17 protein-coding genes are annotated in these 17379 nt (G+C 29.7%); 3 read left to right on the top strand and 14 right to left on the bottom strand.

Going from position 1 to position 17379, the window contains the following annotated elements; translation table 11 throughout:
• Positions 1–18 precede the first annotated feature (18 nt).
• Entirely contained in the window at positions 19–489 is a 471-nt protein-coding gene (locus tag DS884_RS16690; protein ID WP_093870141.1) for an ExbD/TolR family protein, read from the top strand.
• Positions 490–613: 124 nt separating this feature from the next.
• Positions 614–1276 (top strand): porin family protein, encoded by a 663-nt coding sequence (locus DS884_RS16685; protein WP_113787565.1) that lies wholly within the window; start codon positions 614–616, stop codon positions 1274–1276.
• Here DS884_RS16685 and DS884_RS16680 read toward each other — a convergent pair.
• From DS884_RS16680 to DS884_RS16625, 12 genes are all read right to left on the bottom strand, one after another.
• The gene (locus tag DS884_RS16680) at positions 1271–1870 is read right to left on the bottom strand and encodes a hypothetical protein (protein ID WP_093870143.1); all 600 of its coding nucleotides are present in this window, start codon (positions 1868–1870) and stop codon (positions 1271–1273) included. The genes DS884_RS16685 and DS884_RS16680 overlap by 6 nt on opposite strands.
• The gene (rpoN, locus tag DS884_RS16675) at positions 1870–3333 is read right to left on the bottom strand and encodes an RNA polymerase factor sigma-54 (protein WP_113787564.1); all 1464 of its coding nucleotides are present in this window, start codon (positions 3331–3333) and stop codon (positions 1870–1872) included. The genes DS884_RS16680 and rpoN overlap by 1 nt, the downstream gene beginning before the upstream one ends.
• Before the next feature lie 84 nt (positions 3334–3417).
• Complete coding sequence (gene asnS / locus DS884_RS16670) at positions 3418–4851, bottom strand: asparagine--tRNA ligase (protein WP_113787563.1); 1434 nt, start codon at positions 4849–4851, stop codon at positions 3418–3420.
• A gap of 100 nt (positions 4852–4951) precedes the next feature.
• On the bottom strand, positions 4952–7318 hold the full coding sequence (locus DS884_RS16665; RefSeq protein ID WP_113787562.1) for an efflux RND transporter permease subunit: 2367 nt from the start codon (positions 7316–7318) through the stop codon (positions 4952–4954).
• A 97-nt stretch (positions 7319–7415) separates the two neighbouring features.
• Complete coding sequence (frr, locus tag DS884_RS16660; protein ID WP_093870147.1) at positions 7416–7970, bottom strand: ribosome recycling factor; 555 nt, start codon at positions 7968–7970, stop codon at positions 7416–7418.
• Between the two features lie 51 nt (positions 7971–8021).
• Complete coding sequence (gene pyrH / locus DS884_RS16655; protein ID WP_113787561.1) at positions 8022–8732, bottom strand: UMP kinase; 711 nt, start codon at positions 8730–8732, stop codon at positions 8022–8024.
• 102 nt (positions 8733–8834) lie between these two features.
• Positions 8835–9803: a translation elongation factor Ts gene (gene tsf, locus DS884_RS16650; RefSeq protein ID WP_093870148.1), complete on the bottom strand. Its 969-nt coding sequence runs from the start codon at positions 9801–9803 to the stop codon at positions 8835–8837.
• Between the two features lie 89 nt (positions 9804–9892).
• The gene (rpsB, locus tag DS884_RS16645; protein ID WP_113787560.1) at positions 9893–10666 is read right to left on the bottom strand and encodes a 30S ribosomal protein S2; all 774 of its coding nucleotides are present in this window, start codon (positions 10664–10666) and stop codon (positions 9893–9895) included.
• Between the two features lie 154 nt (positions 10667–10820).
• Positions 10821–11207, bottom strand: a complete 387-nt coding sequence (gene rpsI, locus DS884_RS16640; protein WP_093870150.1) for a 30S ribosomal protein S9 — start codon at positions 11205–11207, stop codon at positions 10821–10823.
• Positions 11207–11662 carry a 50S ribosomal protein L13 gene (gene rplM / locus DS884_RS16635; RefSeq protein WP_093870151.1) on the bottom strand — a complete coding sequence of 152 codons (456 nt, stop codon included), beginning with the start codon at positions 11660–11662 and terminating at the stop codon, positions 11207–11209. The genes rpsI and rplM overlap by 1 nt, the downstream gene beginning before the upstream one ends.
• Before the next feature lie 100 nt (positions 11663–11762).
• On the bottom strand, positions 11763–13784 hold the full coding sequence (locus DS884_RS16630) for an LTA synthase family protein (RefSeq protein ID WP_233487178.1): 2022 nt from the start codon (positions 13782–13784) through the stop codon (positions 11763–11765).
• Between the two features lie 31 nt (positions 13785–13815).
• Positions 13816–14664, bottom strand: coding sequence for an OmpA family protein (locus DS884_RS16625; RefSeq protein WP_093870153.1), 849 nt, complete (start codon positions 14662–14664; stop codon positions 13816–13818).
• A 127-nt stretch (positions 14665–14791) separates the two neighbouring features.
• On the opposite strand from DS884_RS16625, the gene DS884_RS16620 reads away from it, so the two are divergent.
• Complete coding sequence (locus DS884_RS16620; protein WP_113787558.1) at positions 14792–15766, top strand: FAD:protein FMN transferase; 975 nt, start codon at positions 14792–14794, stop codon at positions 15764–15766.
• Here DS884_RS16620 and DS884_RS16615 read toward each other — a convergent pair.
• Together DS884_RS16615 and map are read right to left on the bottom strand one after the other, a co-directional pair.
• Entirely contained in the window at positions 15763–16533 is a 771-nt protein-coding gene (locus DS884_RS16615; protein ID WP_093870155.1) for a class I SAM-dependent methyltransferase, read from the bottom strand. The two genes, DS884_RS16620 and DS884_RS16615, sit on opposite strands and share 4 nt — an antisense overlap.
• 5 nt (positions 16534–16538) lie before the next feature.
• A complete protein-coding gene (gene map / locus DS884_RS16610) occupies positions 16539–17357 on the bottom strand; it encodes a type I methionyl aminopeptidase (protein WP_113787557.1) in 819 nt (272 codons plus the stop codon).
• Positions 17358–17379 lie beyond the last annotated feature (22 nt).

Here is a 17379-nt window from a genome sequence, read left to right as displayed (position 1 = left end):
TAATTAAAAGCAAGAATTATGTCTAAATTTAGAAAAAAGAAAAAAGGCTTACCAGCTTTGTCAACGGCATCTTTACCAGATATTGTTTTTATGTTATTATTCTTTTTCATGGTAACAACTACTATGAGAGAAACTAGCTTGCTGATTGAAGCACCACGTTTACCTAGTGCTTCAGAGGTTAAAAAATTAGAGCGTAAGAGTTTAGTAAGTACTATTTATGTTGGTAAAGCTAAAGATACTAAATATGGAACTGGATTTGATAAAATTCAATTAAATGATAAGATATCTACAGCTGCTGATGTACCTTCTTTTATAATTAATGAAAGAAGTAAAGTTTCTGAAGCTGAAGTTCCTTTTATGACAACTTCAATTAAAGCTGATAAAGAATCTAGCGTAGGTACGTTAGCTGATATTCGTGAAAAGTTAAGAGATGTTAATGCTCTTAAATTAAGTTTATCTACTCACAAAGGAAGTGCTATAAGAAAATAATGTAAATTATTTATAATTATACAAAAGTGCAATCAATTCTGATTGCACTTTTTTTATACAATAGCTTTATATTTATACGATTTTTATTAAATGAGAGTTTTATTATCATATAATTTTTAAGTAAATGAAAAAAATATTTTTAATACTATTTTTGATACTTTGTAATAACCTTTATAGTCAAAAGGATTCATTAAGTATTGGAGATAAGTATTTAGAGGATCAATTGTATATTAATCTTAGTTATAATGTATTGTATAAACAGCCAAAAGAAGTAAGTTCAAGTAAGTTTTCTTATGGGATTTCAGTAGGTTATATAAAAGATATTCCTATTGTTACTAATGGAAAGTTAGCTTTTGGTGTCGGTTTAGGTTATGGCTTTGATTCTTTTAATCACGGTGTTAAAGTATCACAAGTTAGTTCAAAAGACTTTCTTGAGTCAATTCCTAATAATAAATTACGAATTCATAATATTGAAATGCCTTTGCAGTTTAGGATACGATCTTCAGAGGTTAATAAATATTCTTTTTGGAGAATTTATGCAGGTGTTAAAATAACATACAATTTAAATAATAAGTTTAGTTATGTTACTAACGGTACTACTGTTAATTTTAGTAATATTGATTCCTTTAATAAATGGCAAACAGGACTTACCATTTCTGCTGGGTATGGTACATTTAATTTTTATGCGTATTACGGTTTAACTCCTATTTTTAAAGATACTATGATAAATAACATACCTATTAACACCAAAATATTTAAATTAGGATTAAGTTTTTATCTGTTATAATAAAAAGTATACAATAAATTGAGAGGTAAAACCTAAAAAGAAGCCTGTATACACCTCTTTTGGGGTATGTGCTTTTAAATACAGTCTTGATGTTGCTAAAAGCCCAGAAAGAATAATAAAAATGATAATTATTGGTAATATATTAATACCATGTATTTCTTGAAATATTAAAAAATAACCTACAGCTCCTCCCATAGAAAGTAAGTGTAAACTTGATTTCAAACGTGTAAAAAATAAAAAATAGGTAATGGTTAATCCTAATACTATACCGTAAAAAAGGTAACTTAAATCTTTAACAATATTTAGTTTTTGAAATAATTCGGCTAAAAAGAAAAGTAGTGCTATCATAAAAAATAAAGGAACCTTTCTTTCTTTAATACTAAATACTTGATACGATTTTATATATCCTATTGCCTTTAGAAATACTAATAATAGTAGCGGAACAATATAAGTTGAAATAAAAACAATGCTGAGTATAGTTAACTGTTGCTGGCTGCTCAAATTAATTGGAGAAAAAATAAAATACAATAGAATTCCAATAGTAGGCATTACTATTGGATGTAAAATTGTTGATATAAATTTGTGCCAGCGCATTAAATTTCTTTTCTTAAACGAGCAACAGGAATGTCTAATTGTTCTCTATATTTAGCAACTGTTCTTCTTGCTATCGGATATCCTTTTTCTTTAAGAAGTTTAGATAGTTTCTCATCAGTAAGAGGCTTTCTTTTTTCTTCTTCAGCAATAACAGTCTCCAAAATTTTCTTTATTTCACGAGTTGAAACATCTTCTCCTTGATCATTTTTCATAGATTCGGAAAAGAACTCCTTAATTAATTTTGTTCCGTAAGGAGTTGTAACATATTTACTATTTGCTACCCTTGATACCGTTGAAACATCCATGTTAATTTCATCAGCAATATCTTTTAAAATCATAGGTTTCAATTTCCTTTCATCACCAGTTAAAAAATATTCTTCCTGATAATGCATAATAGAACTCATAGTTATTAAAAGTGTTTGTTGACGTTGTTTAATTGCATCAATAAACCATTTTGCAGCATCAAGTTTTTGTTTGATAAACATTACTGCATCTTTTTGTTCCTTACTTTTTTCTTTAGAATCACTATATCCTTTTAACATGTTATTGTACTCACGAGATACATGTAGTTCAGGAGCATTACGAGAGTTTAGTGTAAGTTCCAAAATACCTTCAACAATTCTAATTGTGAAATCAGGAACAATTTGCTCAGCAATTTTATTATTACCAGCATACGAACTACCAGGTTTAGGATTTAATTTACCAATTTCAGTAATAACATCTTTTAGTTTTTCTTCAGTAATATCAAACTTTTCAAGAAGTTTTTTATAATGCTTTTTAACAAAGTGATCAAAAGCATCTTCAAGTATTTTAATAGCTAAATCTCTATTTTCTTTCTCTGTTTTTGACTTTAATTGGATAACTAAACAATCTTTTAAGTTTAAAGCACCAACACCAATAGGATCTAATTTTTGAACAACATTAATTAATACGTGGTTTACTTTTTCTTCAGTAGTAAAAACGTTTTGGGTAAATGCTAAATCATCAACCAAATCTATAATTTCTCTTCTTATATAACCACTATCATCTATACTACCAACTAAAAACTCAGCAATAGCTTTTTCCTCTTCATCAATTCTAAATGTATTGAGTTGATTTTTCAAAGATTGGTGAAATGTTGTTCCTGCTGCATAAGGAACTTGTTTGTCTTCATCGTCTGATGAGTAATTATTTGCTTGAGTTTTGTAACTAGGGTATTCATCATCACTTAAATACTCATCTATGTTTATATCTTGAGCATCTATTTTTTCATTACCAGCATCATCATAATCAGTATCATTGGCAAGTGTGTCTTCAAAATTTTCAACCTCTTCTTTGCCCGTATCTAACGCAGGGTTTTCTTCTATCTCTTGTTTTAAACGTTCTTCAAATGCCTGAGTAGGTAATTGGATTAGTTTCATCAGCTGAATTTGCTGAGGAGATAGTTTTTGAAGTAATTTGTGATGTAAACTTTGTTTTAGCATAAATACAAATATATGAATTCAGGCAAAATAAAATCGCCATTCTTTGAGGAATGACGATTGTTTTATATAAGTTTTATGATTTTTTTAAAATTCTGCGTTCTGTGGCGTCCTTGGAAAAGGAATTACATCTCTAATATTACTCATTCCGGTAGTGAATAAAACTAAACGCTCAAAACCTAAACCAAATCCAGAGTGAACAGCAGTACCAAATTTACGAGTATCTAAATACCACCATAATTCTTTTTCATCAATATTTAATGCAGCCATTTTTTCTTTTAATACATTTAAACGTTCTTCACGCTGAGCTCCACCAACTATTTCTCCAATACCAGGGAAAAGAACATCCATAGCTCTAACAGTTTTTCCATCTTCATTTAAGCGCATATAAAAAGCTTTAATGTCAGCAGGATAATCAAATAAAATCACTGGACATTTAAAGTGTTTTTCAACTAAAAAACGCTCATGTTCAGATTGTAAATCGGCACCCCATTCATTTATTGGGAATTGGAATTTCTTTTTCTTATTAGGTTTAGAGTTACGTAAAATATCAATAGCTTCTGTATAGCTTACTCTTTTGAAATTATTATCAACAACAAATCTTAATTTTTCTAGTAAACTCATATCGCTTCGTTGAGCTTGTGGCTTACTTTGTTCTTCTTGAGTTAGTCGTTGGTCTAAAAATGCTAAATCATCTTCACAGTGTTCTAGAACATACCCTAAAACAGATTTAATGAAATCTTCAGATAAATCCATATTACCATCTAAATCCATAAAAGCAACTTCAGGTTCAATCATCCAAAATTCAGCTAAATGACGTGTAGTATTTGAGTTTTCAGCTCTAAATGTAGGGCCAAAAGTATATACTTTACCTAAAGCCATGGCGTAAGTTTCTGCTTCTAACTGACCAGATACAGTTAAGTTAGTTTCTTTACCAAAAAAATCTTGTTTATAATCTATTTGTCCTTCTTCATTTAAAGGAGCTTTATTTGCTTCGAAATTTGTTACTTTAAACATTTCTCCAGCACCTTCAGCATCTGATCCTGTAATGATTGGTGTGTTAACATAATTAAATCCGTTGTCTTGGAAATATTTATGTACTGCAAAAGATAGCTTAGAACGTACTCTCATTACAGCACTAAATGTGTTGGTTCTAACACGTAAATGTGCATTTTCACGTAAAAACTCTAAACTATGTTTTTTAGGTTGAATAGGGTATTCATCAGGATTAGAATCTCCAAGAATTTCTAAATTAGTTACATTAATTTCAACCTTTTGTCCTTTACCCTGGCTTTCAACAAGAGTACCAGTTATACTAACGGCAGCACTTGTAGTAATTCTTTTTAATAAAGCCTCATTAGTATTTTCAAAATCTACTACACATTGAATATTATTTATAGTAGAACCATCATTTAAAGCAATAAAACGATTGCTTCTAAAGGTTCTAACCCATCCTTTTACATGTACTTCATGTAAAAACTTATCCGACTGTAATAGTTCTTTTACGCTACTTCTGTTCATTATTTCTTAAATTCTTGTATAAAAACAAGCAAATATACTTTTTTGCAATAAGATGAGCAATGATATTTTGAATATAAGAAATAGAGTGCTTAAAAACAGTTTATTTATCCTCTTCTTTTGGAGGTAAAATTTTAAAATTAGTTTCTTTTAGTACTTTTTTGTTTGCAATTTTCTTCTCAAATGAAATTAATAAAGAAGGTAACAATACTAAGTTTGAAACCATTGCTAATAATAGAGTTACTGAAACTAAGCCTCCTAAAGCTATAGTACCACCAAAACTTGAAATAGTAAATACTAAAAAACCGAAAAATAATACAATAGAAGTATAAAACATACTTACTCCAGTTTCACGTAATGCTGAGTATACAGCAGGCTTTATTCTCCAGTTATTTGCTAGGAGTTCTTGTCGATATTTTGCTAAAAAGTGAATGGTATCATCAACGGAAATACCAAAAGCAATACTAAATACTAAAATAGTTGAAGGTTTTATAGGAATATTAAAGAAGCCCATTAATCCTGCGGTTATTAGTAAGGGAAGCATGTTTGGGATAAGTGAAATTAATATCATTTGTGGAGATCTAAACATCCAAGCCATAAAAATTGAAATTAAAACTATGGCTAATGATAATGAAATAACTAAATTTTTGATTAAATAATTTGTTCCTTTAAGAAATACAAGTGCTTTTCCTGTCATAGAAACATTGAATTTTTCTTCAGGAAATTGTTTTTTGATAACCGCATGTAGTCTATCTTGAATGATATCCATTTTATCGGTACCAATATCTTTCATAAAGGTTGTGATTCTAGCATACCTACCTGTTGAATCAACAAAGTTTTTTAACATTCCTGAATTACTACTTGAATTTTTTGTGTAAGAAAAAATATAGCTTTTTTCTTGTGATGTGGGTAATTGGTAAAATTTCGGATTTCCTTTATAATAAGCCTGTTTCGAGTATTTAACAAGGTTGGTAATTGAAATAGGTTTAGATAACTCAGGAAACGTTTCTATTGTTTCATTAAGCTTTTCAATCTTTTTTAAAGTTGAAAGCTTCATTACTCCTTTTTCTCTTTTAGTGTCTACTAAAATTTCCAAAGGCATTATACCACCAAATTCACTTTCAAAAAACTTAATATCTTTATAAAATTGTTTGCTTTTGGGCATGTCTTCAATTAAACTACCTGAAACTCGTATTTGGTATAAACCGATCATACTTAGTATTATAACAACAACAGTTGTAATGTATATAGTAATACGTTGAGTTTTTACAGTATGTTCCATCCAGTTTACAACATCTTCTATCCATCTTCTTTCCAAATGAGTTAAATGTTTCTTCTCAGGAAGTGGCATAAAGCTATAAATAACAGGTATAATTAATAGTGCAAGAATAAAAATACTTATAATGTTAACAGAAGCTAAAATACCAAATTCACGAAGTAGCTGACTTTTTACAAAAACAAATGTAGCGAAACCAGATGCAGTAGTAATGTTTGTCATTAAAGTAGCATTACCAATTTTTGATATTACTCGTTGTAATGATTTAGCTTGATTTCCATGTTTTTTTACTTCTTGTTGGTATTTATTAATAAGGAAAACTGCGTTTGGAACTCCAATTACGATAATTAAAGGCGGAATAAGAGCAGAAAGAACTGTTATTTCATATCTAAACCAACCAATAAAACCAAAAGCCCATACAACACCAATTCCAACTACAAGTAATGTGATAAATGTTGCTCTAAATGAACGAAAAAAGAAAAAGAATATAAGGGCCGTAATAAGTAATGCTCCTAATACAAAAATCCCCATTTCTTTAGTAATATTTAAAGAATTTAAGGTTCGTATATATGGCATTCCAGAAATGCGGACATCAATTTTTTGTAATTCTTCAAATTTTTCTATTTTAGGAATAAGTATTTCGGTAATGAAATCTGCTCTTGCAGGAGTATTTATTATATCTTTATTTAAATAAATAGCAGTTTGTAAAACACCTTTATCATTATATAATAAATTTTCGTAAAATGGTAGTTTTTCGAAAAGTTGTATTTTTATTTTGTCAATTTCTTCTTTAGTAGATGGAGGTTTACTAAATAAAGGTTCAACTACGAATTTTCTGTTTTTTCTGTTTGCTTTTAATTGTTTAACATCAGAAATTGAAACAGAGAAATCTACTTGTGAAATTTCCTCAAAAGATTTCGTTAGTTTATTCCAAGCATTAAATTTTTCTGGAGAAAAAATGGTACTGTCTTTTATACCAAGAATAATAAGATTACCCTCTTCTCCAAAAATTTCTAAAAATTTATTGTACTTAAGATTAGCTTCGTGATCACTAGGTAGAAGATTAGCTTCAGTGTAAGAGAAGCGCATATATTTCATTTGAGTGACTAAAAGCCCAGTAATAACAGCAATAAAAAGTAAAACAAAGTAACGATTACGTAATATAAAACCTGCGATCTTGGTCCAAAAAGTCATTCAAAAAAAATTTTAGCAAAGGTAGTTAAATGGGTGTAATAAAAATAAAAAAAGAGTGTCTTAAAAAACACTCTTTAAAAAGCTTATTTAAAAGAAATTATACAGTCATAATTTCTTTTTCTTTTACTGTAAATTTATCATCAATGTCTTTGGTAAATTGATCAGTCAAATCTTGAATATTTCCTTCAGCTATCTTTTTCATATCATCAGAAATATCAGTTTTTTTTATGTCGTTATTTGCTTCTTTACGAGCATTACGAATTCCAACTTTTGCATGTTCTGCTTCAGCTTTAGCTTGTTTTGCTAAATCTTTTCTACGTTCTTCTGTTAAGGCAGGAACATTAATAATAATGTTTTCACCATTATTCATTGGATTAAAACCAAGGTTAGCATTCATAATTGCTTTTTCAATTTCTTGTAACATGTTTTTTTCCCATGGTTGAATTGAAATGGTACGAGCATCAGGTGTATTAACATTAGCTACTTGACCCAAAGGTGTAGCTGAACCATAATAATCTACTTGAACATTTGCTAACATAGCAGGAGAAGCTTTTCCTGCTCTAATTGTTCTTAGTTCTTTTACTAAATGATCAATTGCTTTGTTCATACCTTCTTTGGCTGAATCTATAATAAAATCAATTTCTTCGTTCATTTTGTATGTATTTTAATGCCTCTTTATTAATTTAGAGGTGATTATTATATTTTATTGATTATCAACTATTGTTCCAATATTTTCTCCAGATATAAGCTTCAATAAGTTTCCGTTAGTGTTCATGTCAAAAACTATAATTGGAAGCTTGTTTTCTTCACTTAATGTAAAAGCAGTCATATCCATAACCTTCAGGCCTTTCTCAATAACATCTTTAAAGGTAATATTATTAAATTTTATGGCATCTTTATTTTTTTCAGGATCGGAGTTATAAATCCCATCTACTCGAGTACCTTTTAGTATTGCATCAGCATTAATTTCAATAGCTCTCAATACAGCAGCTGTATCTGTTGTAAAATACGGATTTCCAGTACCACCTCCAAATATAACAACACGTCCTTTTTCTAGATGTCTATTAGCTCTTCTTTTAATGTAAGGCTCAGCTATTTCTTTAATTTCGATTGCTGTTTGTAATCTAGTTTGAACACCCTCATCTTCTAAAGCACTTTGTAACGCTAAACCGTTTATACAAGTAGCAAGCATTCCCATATGATCACCCTGAACTCTGTCCATACCATTACTAGCACCAGCAACGCCCCTAAAAATATTTCCGCCACCAATAACAATTGCAACCTCTATATCTTTTTCAACAACCTGTTTTATTTCTTGTGCGTATTCTTTAAGTCTTTTAGGATCTATCCCATATTGGCGTTCACCCATTAAAGCTTCACCACTTAATTTTAAAAGGATTCTTTTATATTGCATAATTTTATTGAAAGTTGGGCAAAATTAATGATTTTTTTTGAAGCATAAAAAAACCATTCTTAAAAAGAATGGCTTTTATATAATGTAAATGTTTTATGGTAATTACCCTAAAGTAACTCTAACAAAACTTTTAATATCAACATCACCGTATGATTTAACATAGTCAGCTACTGTTTTCTTTTCATCTTTAATGAACTTTTGATCTAATAAACATTGTTCTTGATCTAAAGTTGTATTATCAGAAATAAATCTTTCCATTTTTCCTGGTAAAATTTTATCCCAAATTTTTTCTGGTTTTCCTTCAGCTTTTAATTGCTCTTTAGCAGCTTCTTCAGCTTTAGCTAAAGCTTCATCAGTTAACTGTAACCTAGATACGAATTGAGGAACGTTTTTAAGAGTTTTACCTAAACGAACTAATTCTTCATTATCTTTTACAATAGCAGCAATTCTTGCTTCAGTTTCAGCAGTAACAAATGCAGGGTCAAAATCTTTATACGATAAGCTTGTAGCTCCCATAGAAGCAGCTTGCATAGCTAAATCTTTAGTTAAAGCATCTGCATTATCTACGCTAGAAGTTAATCCTACCATAGCAGCAATTTTACCAACGTGAGTATATGCTCCTACATATGGTGCTTCAATTTTTTCGAAAGATGTAATATCGATTTTTTCACCGATAACACCAGTTTGTTCAATTAGTTTTTCAGCAACAGTAACTCCACCGAAATCAGCAGCTAAAAATTCTTCTTTAGTATTGTAGTTAAAAGCGATATCTACAAATTGAGATGCTAAAGCTTTAAATGAATCGTTTTTAGAAACGAAATCTGTTTCACATGCTAATACAATAGCAACTCCATATGTGTTGTCATCGCTAATTTTAGTAATAGCTACACCTTCAGTAGATTCACGATCTGCTCTTTTAGCAGCGATCTTTTGTCCTTTTTTACGTAAAATTTCAATTGCTTTATCAAAATTACCTTCAGCTTCTACTAATGCATTTTTACAATCCATCATTCCAGCTCCGGTAGTTTCTCTTAATTTCTTTACGTCTGCAGCGCTAATTTTTACTGACATTTCTATCGTTATTTTTAGTTGTAAATATTTTTGTTGTACAAGATATAAAAACCTAAAGGTTTCAATGTAATGAAACCTTTAAGTTAAAATTATTTTGTTTCTTCAGTTGTAGCTGGTTTTTCTGTAGCAGCTGGTGCTTCAGTTTTAACCTCTTTTTCAGTTTTAGCCTTTTCTTTTTCGGCTTTTCTGTCAGCTAATCCTTCAGCAATTGAATCAGTAACATAAGATAATACTTTATCAATAGATTTAGAAGCATCATCATTTGCAGGTATAACAAAATCAACTGGTCTTGGATCAGAGTTTGTATCTACCATAGCAAAAATTGGAATGTTTAATTTTTGCGCTTCAGCAATAGCAATGTGCTCTTTCTTTACATCAATTACAAATAAAGCTCCAGGTAAACGAGTCATATCAGAAATAGAACCTAAATTCTTTTCTAATTTAGCTCTTTGACGATTGATTTGTAATTTTTCTCTTTTAGATAAAGCATCAAAAGATCCATCTTGTTTCATTCTATCAATAGAAGCCATTTTTTTAACAGCTTTTCTAATAGTAACAAAATTTGTTAACATACCACCTGGCCAACGCTCAGTAATGTAAGGCATGTTTACATTTTTCGCTTTTTCAGCAACGATATCTTTAGCTTGCTTTTTAGTTGCAACGAATAAGATTTTACGTCCTGAATTAGCTATTTTTTGTAAAGCTTTAGAAGCTTCATCAATTTTAGCTGATGTTTTATACAAATCGATGATGTGAACACCATTACGTTCTGTATAAATATATGGAGCCATGTTAGGGTTCCATTTTCTTGTTAAGTGACCAAAGTGTACGCCACTTTCTAATAATTCTTGAATGTTTGCCATTTTAATAAATGTGTTTACGTTCTGTTTTCGCAATATTTCAGTAGTTATTAAGTCTGAAATATTTAGATACTAAACTGTTAAAAATTGATATATAATAACAGTCTCTTTTGAAAATAAACATTGAAAGCCTTTTTGGAAGGCAACAATGAAAATATTAACGTTTAGAGAACTGGAATTTCTTACGTGCTTTCTTCTGACCGAATTTCTTACGTTCAACCATTCTAGGGTCACGAGTTAATAATCCTTCTGGTTTTAATACTAGTCTATGATCTTCATTAATAGAAACCAAAGCTCTAGTGATTGCTAAACGAATAGCTTCAGCTTGACCAGTAACACCACCACCATAAACATTTACTTTAATATCATAAGACTCTAAATTGTCAGTTAACATTAAAGGTTGTTGTACTTTATATTGTAAAGTACCTGTTGTAAAGTAGTTTTTATATTCTTTTTTGTTGACTGTAATGTTTCCACTTCCTTGTGAAACATAAACACGAGCAACAGCTGTTTTTCTTCTACCTATTTTGTGTATAGTTTCCATTATATAAGATCGTTAAGGTTAGTAGCTTTAGGGTTTTGAGCATTTTGTCCGTGCTCAGTACCTGCATATACATATAAATTTCTGAATAATGCACTACCTAATTTGTTTTTAGGTAACATTCCTTTTACTGCTTTTTCGATAAGTCTTGTAGGATCTTTTTCGAACATTTCTGTAGCAGTAAGTGATCTTTGCCCTCCTGGATAACCTGTGTGACGGATATAAGATTTATCAGTCCACTTTTTACCAGTTAAGTTAATTTTTTCTGCGTTGATAATAACTACGTTATCTCCACAATCTACGTGAGGAGTATAGTTAGTTTTGTATTTACCTCTAATTAGTTTTGCTACTTTAGAAGCTAGACGACCCAACGTTTGCCCGTCCGCATCAACCAAAACCCACTCTTTGTTAACAGTGTTTTTGTTAGCTGATACTGTTTTGTAACTTAATGTGTTCATAATTACACGATTAGTTTTTGTCAAATGATTAATAATAATAAATTTTCCTTTAAAAAGGACTGCAAAAGTACGATTATTTATTTGATTGACAAATAGTAGGTTAGTTTAATTTGAGTTTTTCATTTTTAAACATTTCATAAGCAGCTTGATAGTATGAAATTGTTTCTTTTAAAAATGTAGAGTCTGTTTTAATAGGTGTAATTTCATTTTTCAATTTATTCCAGTCGTAAAAAACATGACCTCTTTGAGTTTCAAGTAATAATAATTTACCAGGTTTTAATAATCCTACTTTTCTATGGTTGCCTATTAGTGCTCTTTCATCTTCTGGGTTCATTTTATTAATATCTTTTCCATAAAGATTTGAAGTATAGCTCCAGTTTAAATATCCGAATAGGGTTGGAAAGATGTCTATTTGTGATGAAAGCTTATTTATTACAGTTGGCTTATTTTCTTTCATGTTGAAAATAAAAGCTGGTATGTGATGATTTTCTACATTTATTTCTGTTCTACCAGCACTAAAAGCACAATGATCTGACATGATAACAAAAATTGTGTTTTCAAACCATGGTTTTGTTTTGGCTGTTACCAAAAATCGCTTCAAACTTTCGTCTAAATATTTCATAGACCCTCTTATATCTACACCAGGAGGCAAATCTATAATATTCTCAGGGTATGTATGTGGTTTGTGATTAGAGCTTGTCATTACAAAATTGAAAAAAGGTTGTTGCTCTTTGTGTTGTTTATCAGCTACCTTTATAACCTTATTAAAAAGGTCACCGTCACAAATAGCCCAAGCATTTTCAAAAGTTGTTTCTTCATCTTCAATTCTTGTTCTTTTTGTAGGTAAATTCTTTTTTAAACGATGTAATTTTCTTCTGTCAACAATATCAAATCCATTATAACTAAAATAATCGGTCATATTATCAAAATGGCCATCACCCCCATAGATAAATGATCGAGAGTATCCTTTTTGTTTAAATACTTCCCCTATGGTAAAAAGGTTTTCGTTGTTTTCACGTTTTACAATACTTCTTCCTGGTGTAGGTGGAATTGATAAACTAATAGCTTCTATACCTCTTATAGTTCGAGTTCCTGTAGCATATAAGTTGTTGAAAAATATTGATTCTCCAACTAAAGAATCTAATGTTGGTGTCCATACTTTATCGTTACCAAAAGTGGTCATGAATCTAGCGTTCAAGCTTTCTAAACCAATAAATATTATATTTGGTTTTTTTTCTTCTCCTAAATTAATTGTATGTCTTTTAATGCCTTCATAATTTATAAGACTATCATTTGAGGCTTTTATGTTTTTTCTTAATATGCCGTATACTTCTTTTTTTGAAATAGTGTCGTAAAATTCTTTATAATTAAGCTCATTACTTTTGTAGGCAGCAAAGAAAGAAAATAGACCAGACTTTGCTAATTCACTTTCATTGATATTGTCAAAAATTTCTGCATTAGTGTTTTTTACGTTAAAATGGAATAATGAAAAAATTAGAACAGCGAAAAATGCAGGGATTATTTTTTTATTAAAAGAATCATCACTTTCAAATGTAAGTTTATATGCATTTCTTTTTTTAGCAAATCTTATGCTGATTATTAATATTAAAACAATAACTCCTACTAACAAAGGAATAGGAAATGATTGATGTATGTTTTCAACTACTTCATAGGTGTATAATAAATAATCGACAGCGATAAAGTTATATCTTCTTTGATATTCTTGCCAAAAAGGAACTTCGGCTAAAAAAGAAAATATAAAAACAAATAATAATAATCCGTAGGTGAATTTTGTTATGAGTTTATCAAGTTTACTTCCATGGAACTTCTTAGGTATTATTAATAGATATATAGTGTAAAGTAGTAATACATATGATAGTACACCAATATCATAAAATATTCCTATAACCAATATTTTGAATAGATTAATAATAGAAAAATCAATTGTATTTAGCGTTAAAAAATATAATGAACATCTAATTACGAAAGCAAAAAAAAGTATGGTTAGTACAAATGTTTTAGCTAGCTGAAATCTTTTAGGTAATAGTTTTGTTAGCATGAAGTTATTAAAATGTAAAGTTACAAAGAACGAGAATTTTATTAAAACAAAAAAAACTGCCATTAGGCAGTTTTTTATTTATATGTTTTGTTTGTTATTCAGCTTTTTGCTCTAACAATTCGAAGAATTGGTTTAAACGAGGAAGAATAATAATTTTTGTTCTTCTGTTTTTTGATTTGTTTGCAGCTGAATCATTAGTGGTTAAAGGAGCGTAACTACTTCTACCTGCAGCAATTAATCTACTAGGAGCTACGTTGTATTTATTTTGTAATTGGCGTACAATTGCAGTTGAACGTCTAACACTTAAATCCCAGTTGTCTTTTAAAACTGAAGAACCTTTTATAGGAGTATCATCAGTATGACCTTCTATCATTACATCCATTTTAGGCTGAGCATTAACAACTGTTGCTACTTTTTCTAATACTTTAGAAGCTTTATCAGTTATAGTATAACTACCGCTTTTAAATAAAAGCTTATCAGAAATTGAAATAAAAACTACTGTTTTTTCAACATTCACTTCAATATCTTCATCATCAATTCCTTGCTGTAATTCTTTCTTTAAATGGAAAGCAACAACTAAGTTTAATGAATCTTTTTTAGAGGCAGCTGCTCTAATTCTATTAATGTATTTGTCTTTTTTACTTAATTGAGCAAGAGTTTCTTTAATGTTATCATTTGCTCCTTGAGTTAAAACAGTTAAATTTCCTACTTGTTTTAGAGTTTCACTTTTGTCTTTACGTAAGTCATTAACAGTGGTTTGTAGGATACTTGATTTTTCTTGAAAACGTTCTTTTTCAACCAAACACTTTGTTAAATTTGTTTTTACAGCAAGTAATTCTTCTTGTGTTTTTTCATGTTTAGCTTTTAAAGCTTCCATTTCTTTAGTAGAAGCACAAGAAGCTATTAATATGGTTAGTACAAATAATAGAAATGCTTTTTTCATCTTAAATTAAATTTACTTTGATTGAATATTATAAAGCAAAGTTATAAAAATGGGAATACAAAAAAGATAATTAACAATCTTTTATGAAGATTGAAACTATTATTTTTGTGCTTAAATATTTTAACTGATGCTAAAAAAGAGTTTTTATTTAAGTACACTAGTGTTATTTGTTCTTTTTGGATGTAGTGAAAAAAAGCAAAAAGAGATTGTTAAGCTCGAAGGAGTTGTTTTTGGAACTACTTATCATATTACCTATTTAGATAAGACAAATTACCAAAAATCGATTGATAGTTTATTTAATTTGGTTAATAATTCGTTGTCTACCTATATGCCTACTTCTGATATATCAAAAATAAATAAAGGGGACTCAACGGTAGTGGTAGATGATATGTTTATAGATGTTTTTGAAAAAGCTAAACGAATTCATAAAGAAACTAATGGGTATTTTGATCCTACGATAGGTCGTTTAATTGATGCGTATGGTTTTGGATCGGGAAAAGAGAAAAAGAATTTGAGTTCAGAAGAAATTACAGGACTTATGAAGGGAGTAGGTTTTGATAAAGTAAAACTAGAGAATAGAAAGGTGTTTAGGGAAACTTCTAATATAGAATTTAATGTGAACGCTTTTGCTAAAGGATATGGTATTGATGTTATTGGGGGGTTTTTGGAGAGTAAAAAGATTAATAATTATTTAGTAGAAATAGGAGGTGAAATTAGAGCAAGAGGTAAAAAGGAAGGTAAATTATGGAAGGTAGCTATCGAAAAACCAAATGTTGATGGTACACGATCACTTCAAAAAATAATTGAATTGGATGATGAATCTATGGCTACTTCAGGAAACTACAGAAAATACAAAATGAATGAAGAAGGGGAGAAAATTGTGCACACAGTGAATCCAAAAACTGGTTTAGCGCAAGAAAGTAATTTGTTAAGTGTTTCAGTTCGTTTAAAAGGAGATTGCGCTGATGTAGATGCTTATGCCACTGCGTTTTTAGCAATGGGTTTAGATAAAACAAAAGAATTTTTGTTAAAGCATCCTGAATTGAAGGTTGTTTTATTATACAATGATAAGAATAATAAGTTGCAGGAGTTTATAAATTAATTTTTAAAACAGACTGGTAAAATTTCACCTTTCATTAAAGCAAATCGTTCTAGTTTTTCTGGAGCGATTTTTTTTGTGAAATCAACTTCATCAACTTGAAAACCAATAGATCGAAGTTTGTTAAAATAATCACGACCATATACACGAACATGATCGTATTGACCAAATATTTTAGCCCGTTCTTTTGGGTCGGTAATGGTATCGTCTTCAAAAGTAGTTTCTCTATTTAGATCTTGAGGGATTTGAAAAATACCAAAGCCACCAGTTTTCATAACTCTGAAAAGTTCGTTCATGGCTTTTGTGTCATCTTGAATGTGTTCTAAAACGTGGTTACAAAAAATAACATCAAATGAATTGTTTTCAAATGGTAAGTTACAGATATCAGCTTTTACATCTGCTATCGGTGATTCTAAATCAGAAGTAATATATTCTAAGTTTTTTTGTTTTCTAAAAATGTCTAAAAAACACTGTTCTGGGGCAATATGTAATACTCTAAACTTTTTTTTTGAAGAAAAAAAAGTAGATTCATTTTGTAAATACAACCACAATAAACGATGTCTTTCTAATGATAAGGTAGAAGGAGATAAAGCATTTTCTCGTTGTACACCATATCCGTAGGGTAAAAATTTTCGAAAAGATTTTCCGTCAATAGGATCTGTATAATTATCACCCTTTAACCACCAAGAAATAATGGGTTTTGCCCAGTAACTAGCTTTTATTAAAATAGGTCTAGGTATAGTATTTAAAATAGCTTTAAAAAAAGACACTTTTATTATAATATTAAAGGTTTTTGTCTAAACTCATCTTCTTCGTTACTTTCAATTCCTAAAGCATCATATATGTATTTGAAAGTAGAAAGTAATTCTGGTTTACCATCTATTATAGCTACATCATGCTCAAAATGAGCACTAGGTTTGTCATCTAAAGTAGTAATAGTCCAACCATCATTATGTTGACGGATTTTATGAGTACCTAAATTAGTCATTGGTTCAATAGCAACAACCATTCCTTCAATAAATTTTTTCCCTCGTCCTCTACGTCCATAATTTGGCATTTCAGGGTCTTCGTGCATTTTTTTACCTAAACCATGACCTACAAGTTCTCTAACAACACCGTAACCATGTTTTTCTGTGAAATTTTGTATAGCAAAACCAACATCTCCAACTCTATTTCCAACTTTTAATTCACGTATGCCAACATATAAGCTTTCTTTAGTTATATCTAGTAATTTTTGAGTTTCTGGAGCAATTTCACCTACAGGAAAAGTGTAAGCATGATCTCCATAAAAATCATTTTTTATAGCACCGCAGTCTATTGATATAATATCACCTTCTTGAAGAGGAGTGTTATTAGGAATCCCATGTACTACTTGAGAGTTAGGGCTCATACATAGTGTGTTAGGAAAATCATATAAACCTAAAAAACCAGGAATAGCACCTTGCTCACGAATAAAATCTTCAGCTAATTTATCCAAATGTAATGTGGTTACACCAGGTTTCACTTCTTTAGCAAGCATACCTAATGTTTTTGAAACAACTAAAGCACTTTCGCGCATTATTTCTATTTCTTCTCTAGTTTTTGGTTTGATCATGTTGAAAAATATTGAAGCGCAA

It is taken from the genome of Tenacibaculum sp. E3R01 (assembly GCF_003318185.1).
GTDB classification, from domain to species: Bacteria; Bacteroidota; Bacteroidia; order Flavobacteriales; family Flavobacteriaceae; genus Polaribacter; species Polaribacter halocynthiae.
The sequence above is the reverse complement of the archived record's forward strand: the minus strand, read 5'-3'. Positions and strand labels throughout refer to the sequence as shown.

Bases quoted from the DNA above. Each gene is read 5' to 3' on its own strand.
- DS884_RS16665 (WP_113787562.1), bottom strand. From the start codon at position 7,318: ATGACTTTTTGGACCAAGATCGCAGGTTTTATATTACGTAATCGTTAC.
- DS884_RS16690 (WP_093870141.1), top strand. From the start codon at position 19: ATGTCTAAATTTAGAAAAAAGAAAAAAGGCTTACCAGCTTTGTCAACG.
- rpsB (WP_113787560.1), bottom strand. From the start codon at position 10,666: ATGGCAAACATTCAAGAATTATTAGAAAGTGGCGTACACTTTGGTCAC.
- map (WP_113787557.1), bottom strand. From the start codon at position 17,357: ATGATCAAACCAAAAACTAGAGAAGAAATAGAAATAATGCGCGAAAGT.
- DS884_RS16685 (WP_113787565.1), top strand. From the start codon at position 614: ATGAAAAAAATATTTTTAATACTATTTTTGATACTTTGTAATAACCTT.
- DS884_RS16630 (WP_233487178.1), bottom strand. From the start codon at position 13,784: ATGGCAGTTTTTTTTGTTTTAATAAAATTCTCGTTCTTTGTAACTTTA.
- frr (WP_093870147.1), bottom strand. From the start codon at position 7,970: ATGAACGAAGAAATTGATTTTATTATAGATTCAGCCAAAGAAGGTATG.
- pyrH (WP_113787561.1), bottom strand. From the start codon at position 8,732: ATGCAATATAAAAGAATCCTTTTAAAATTAAGTGGTGAAGCTTTAATG.
- DS884_RS16625 (WP_093870153.1), bottom strand. From the start codon at position 14,664: ATGAAAAAAGCATTTCTATTATTTGTACTAACCATATTAATAGCTTCT.
- DS884_RS16680 (WP_093870143.1), bottom strand. From the start codon at position 1,870: ATGCGCTGGCACAAATTTATATCAACAATTTTACATCCAATAGTAATG.
- rpoN (WP_113787564.1), bottom strand. From the start codon at position 3,333: ATGCTAAAACAAAGTTTACATCACAAATTACTTCAAAAACTATCTCCT.
- asnS (WP_113787563.1), bottom strand. From the start codon at position 4,851: ATGAACAGAAGTAGCGTAAAAGAACTATTACAGTCGGATAAGTTTTTA.
- rpsI (WP_093870150.1), bottom strand. From the start codon at position 11,207: ATGGAAACTATACACAAAATAGGTAGAAGAAAAACAGCTGTTGCTCGT.
- DS884_RS16620 (WP_113787558.1), top strand. From the start codon at position 14,792: ATGCTAAAAAAGAGTTTTTATTTAAGTACACTAGTGTTATTTGTTCTT.
- rplM (WP_093870151.1), bottom strand. From the start codon at position 11,662: ATGAACACATTAAGTTACAAAACAGTATCAGCTAACAAAAACACTGTT.
- tsf (WP_093870148.1), bottom strand. From the start codon at position 9,803: ATGTCAGTAAAAATTAGCGCTGCAGACGTAAAGAAATTAAGAGAAACT.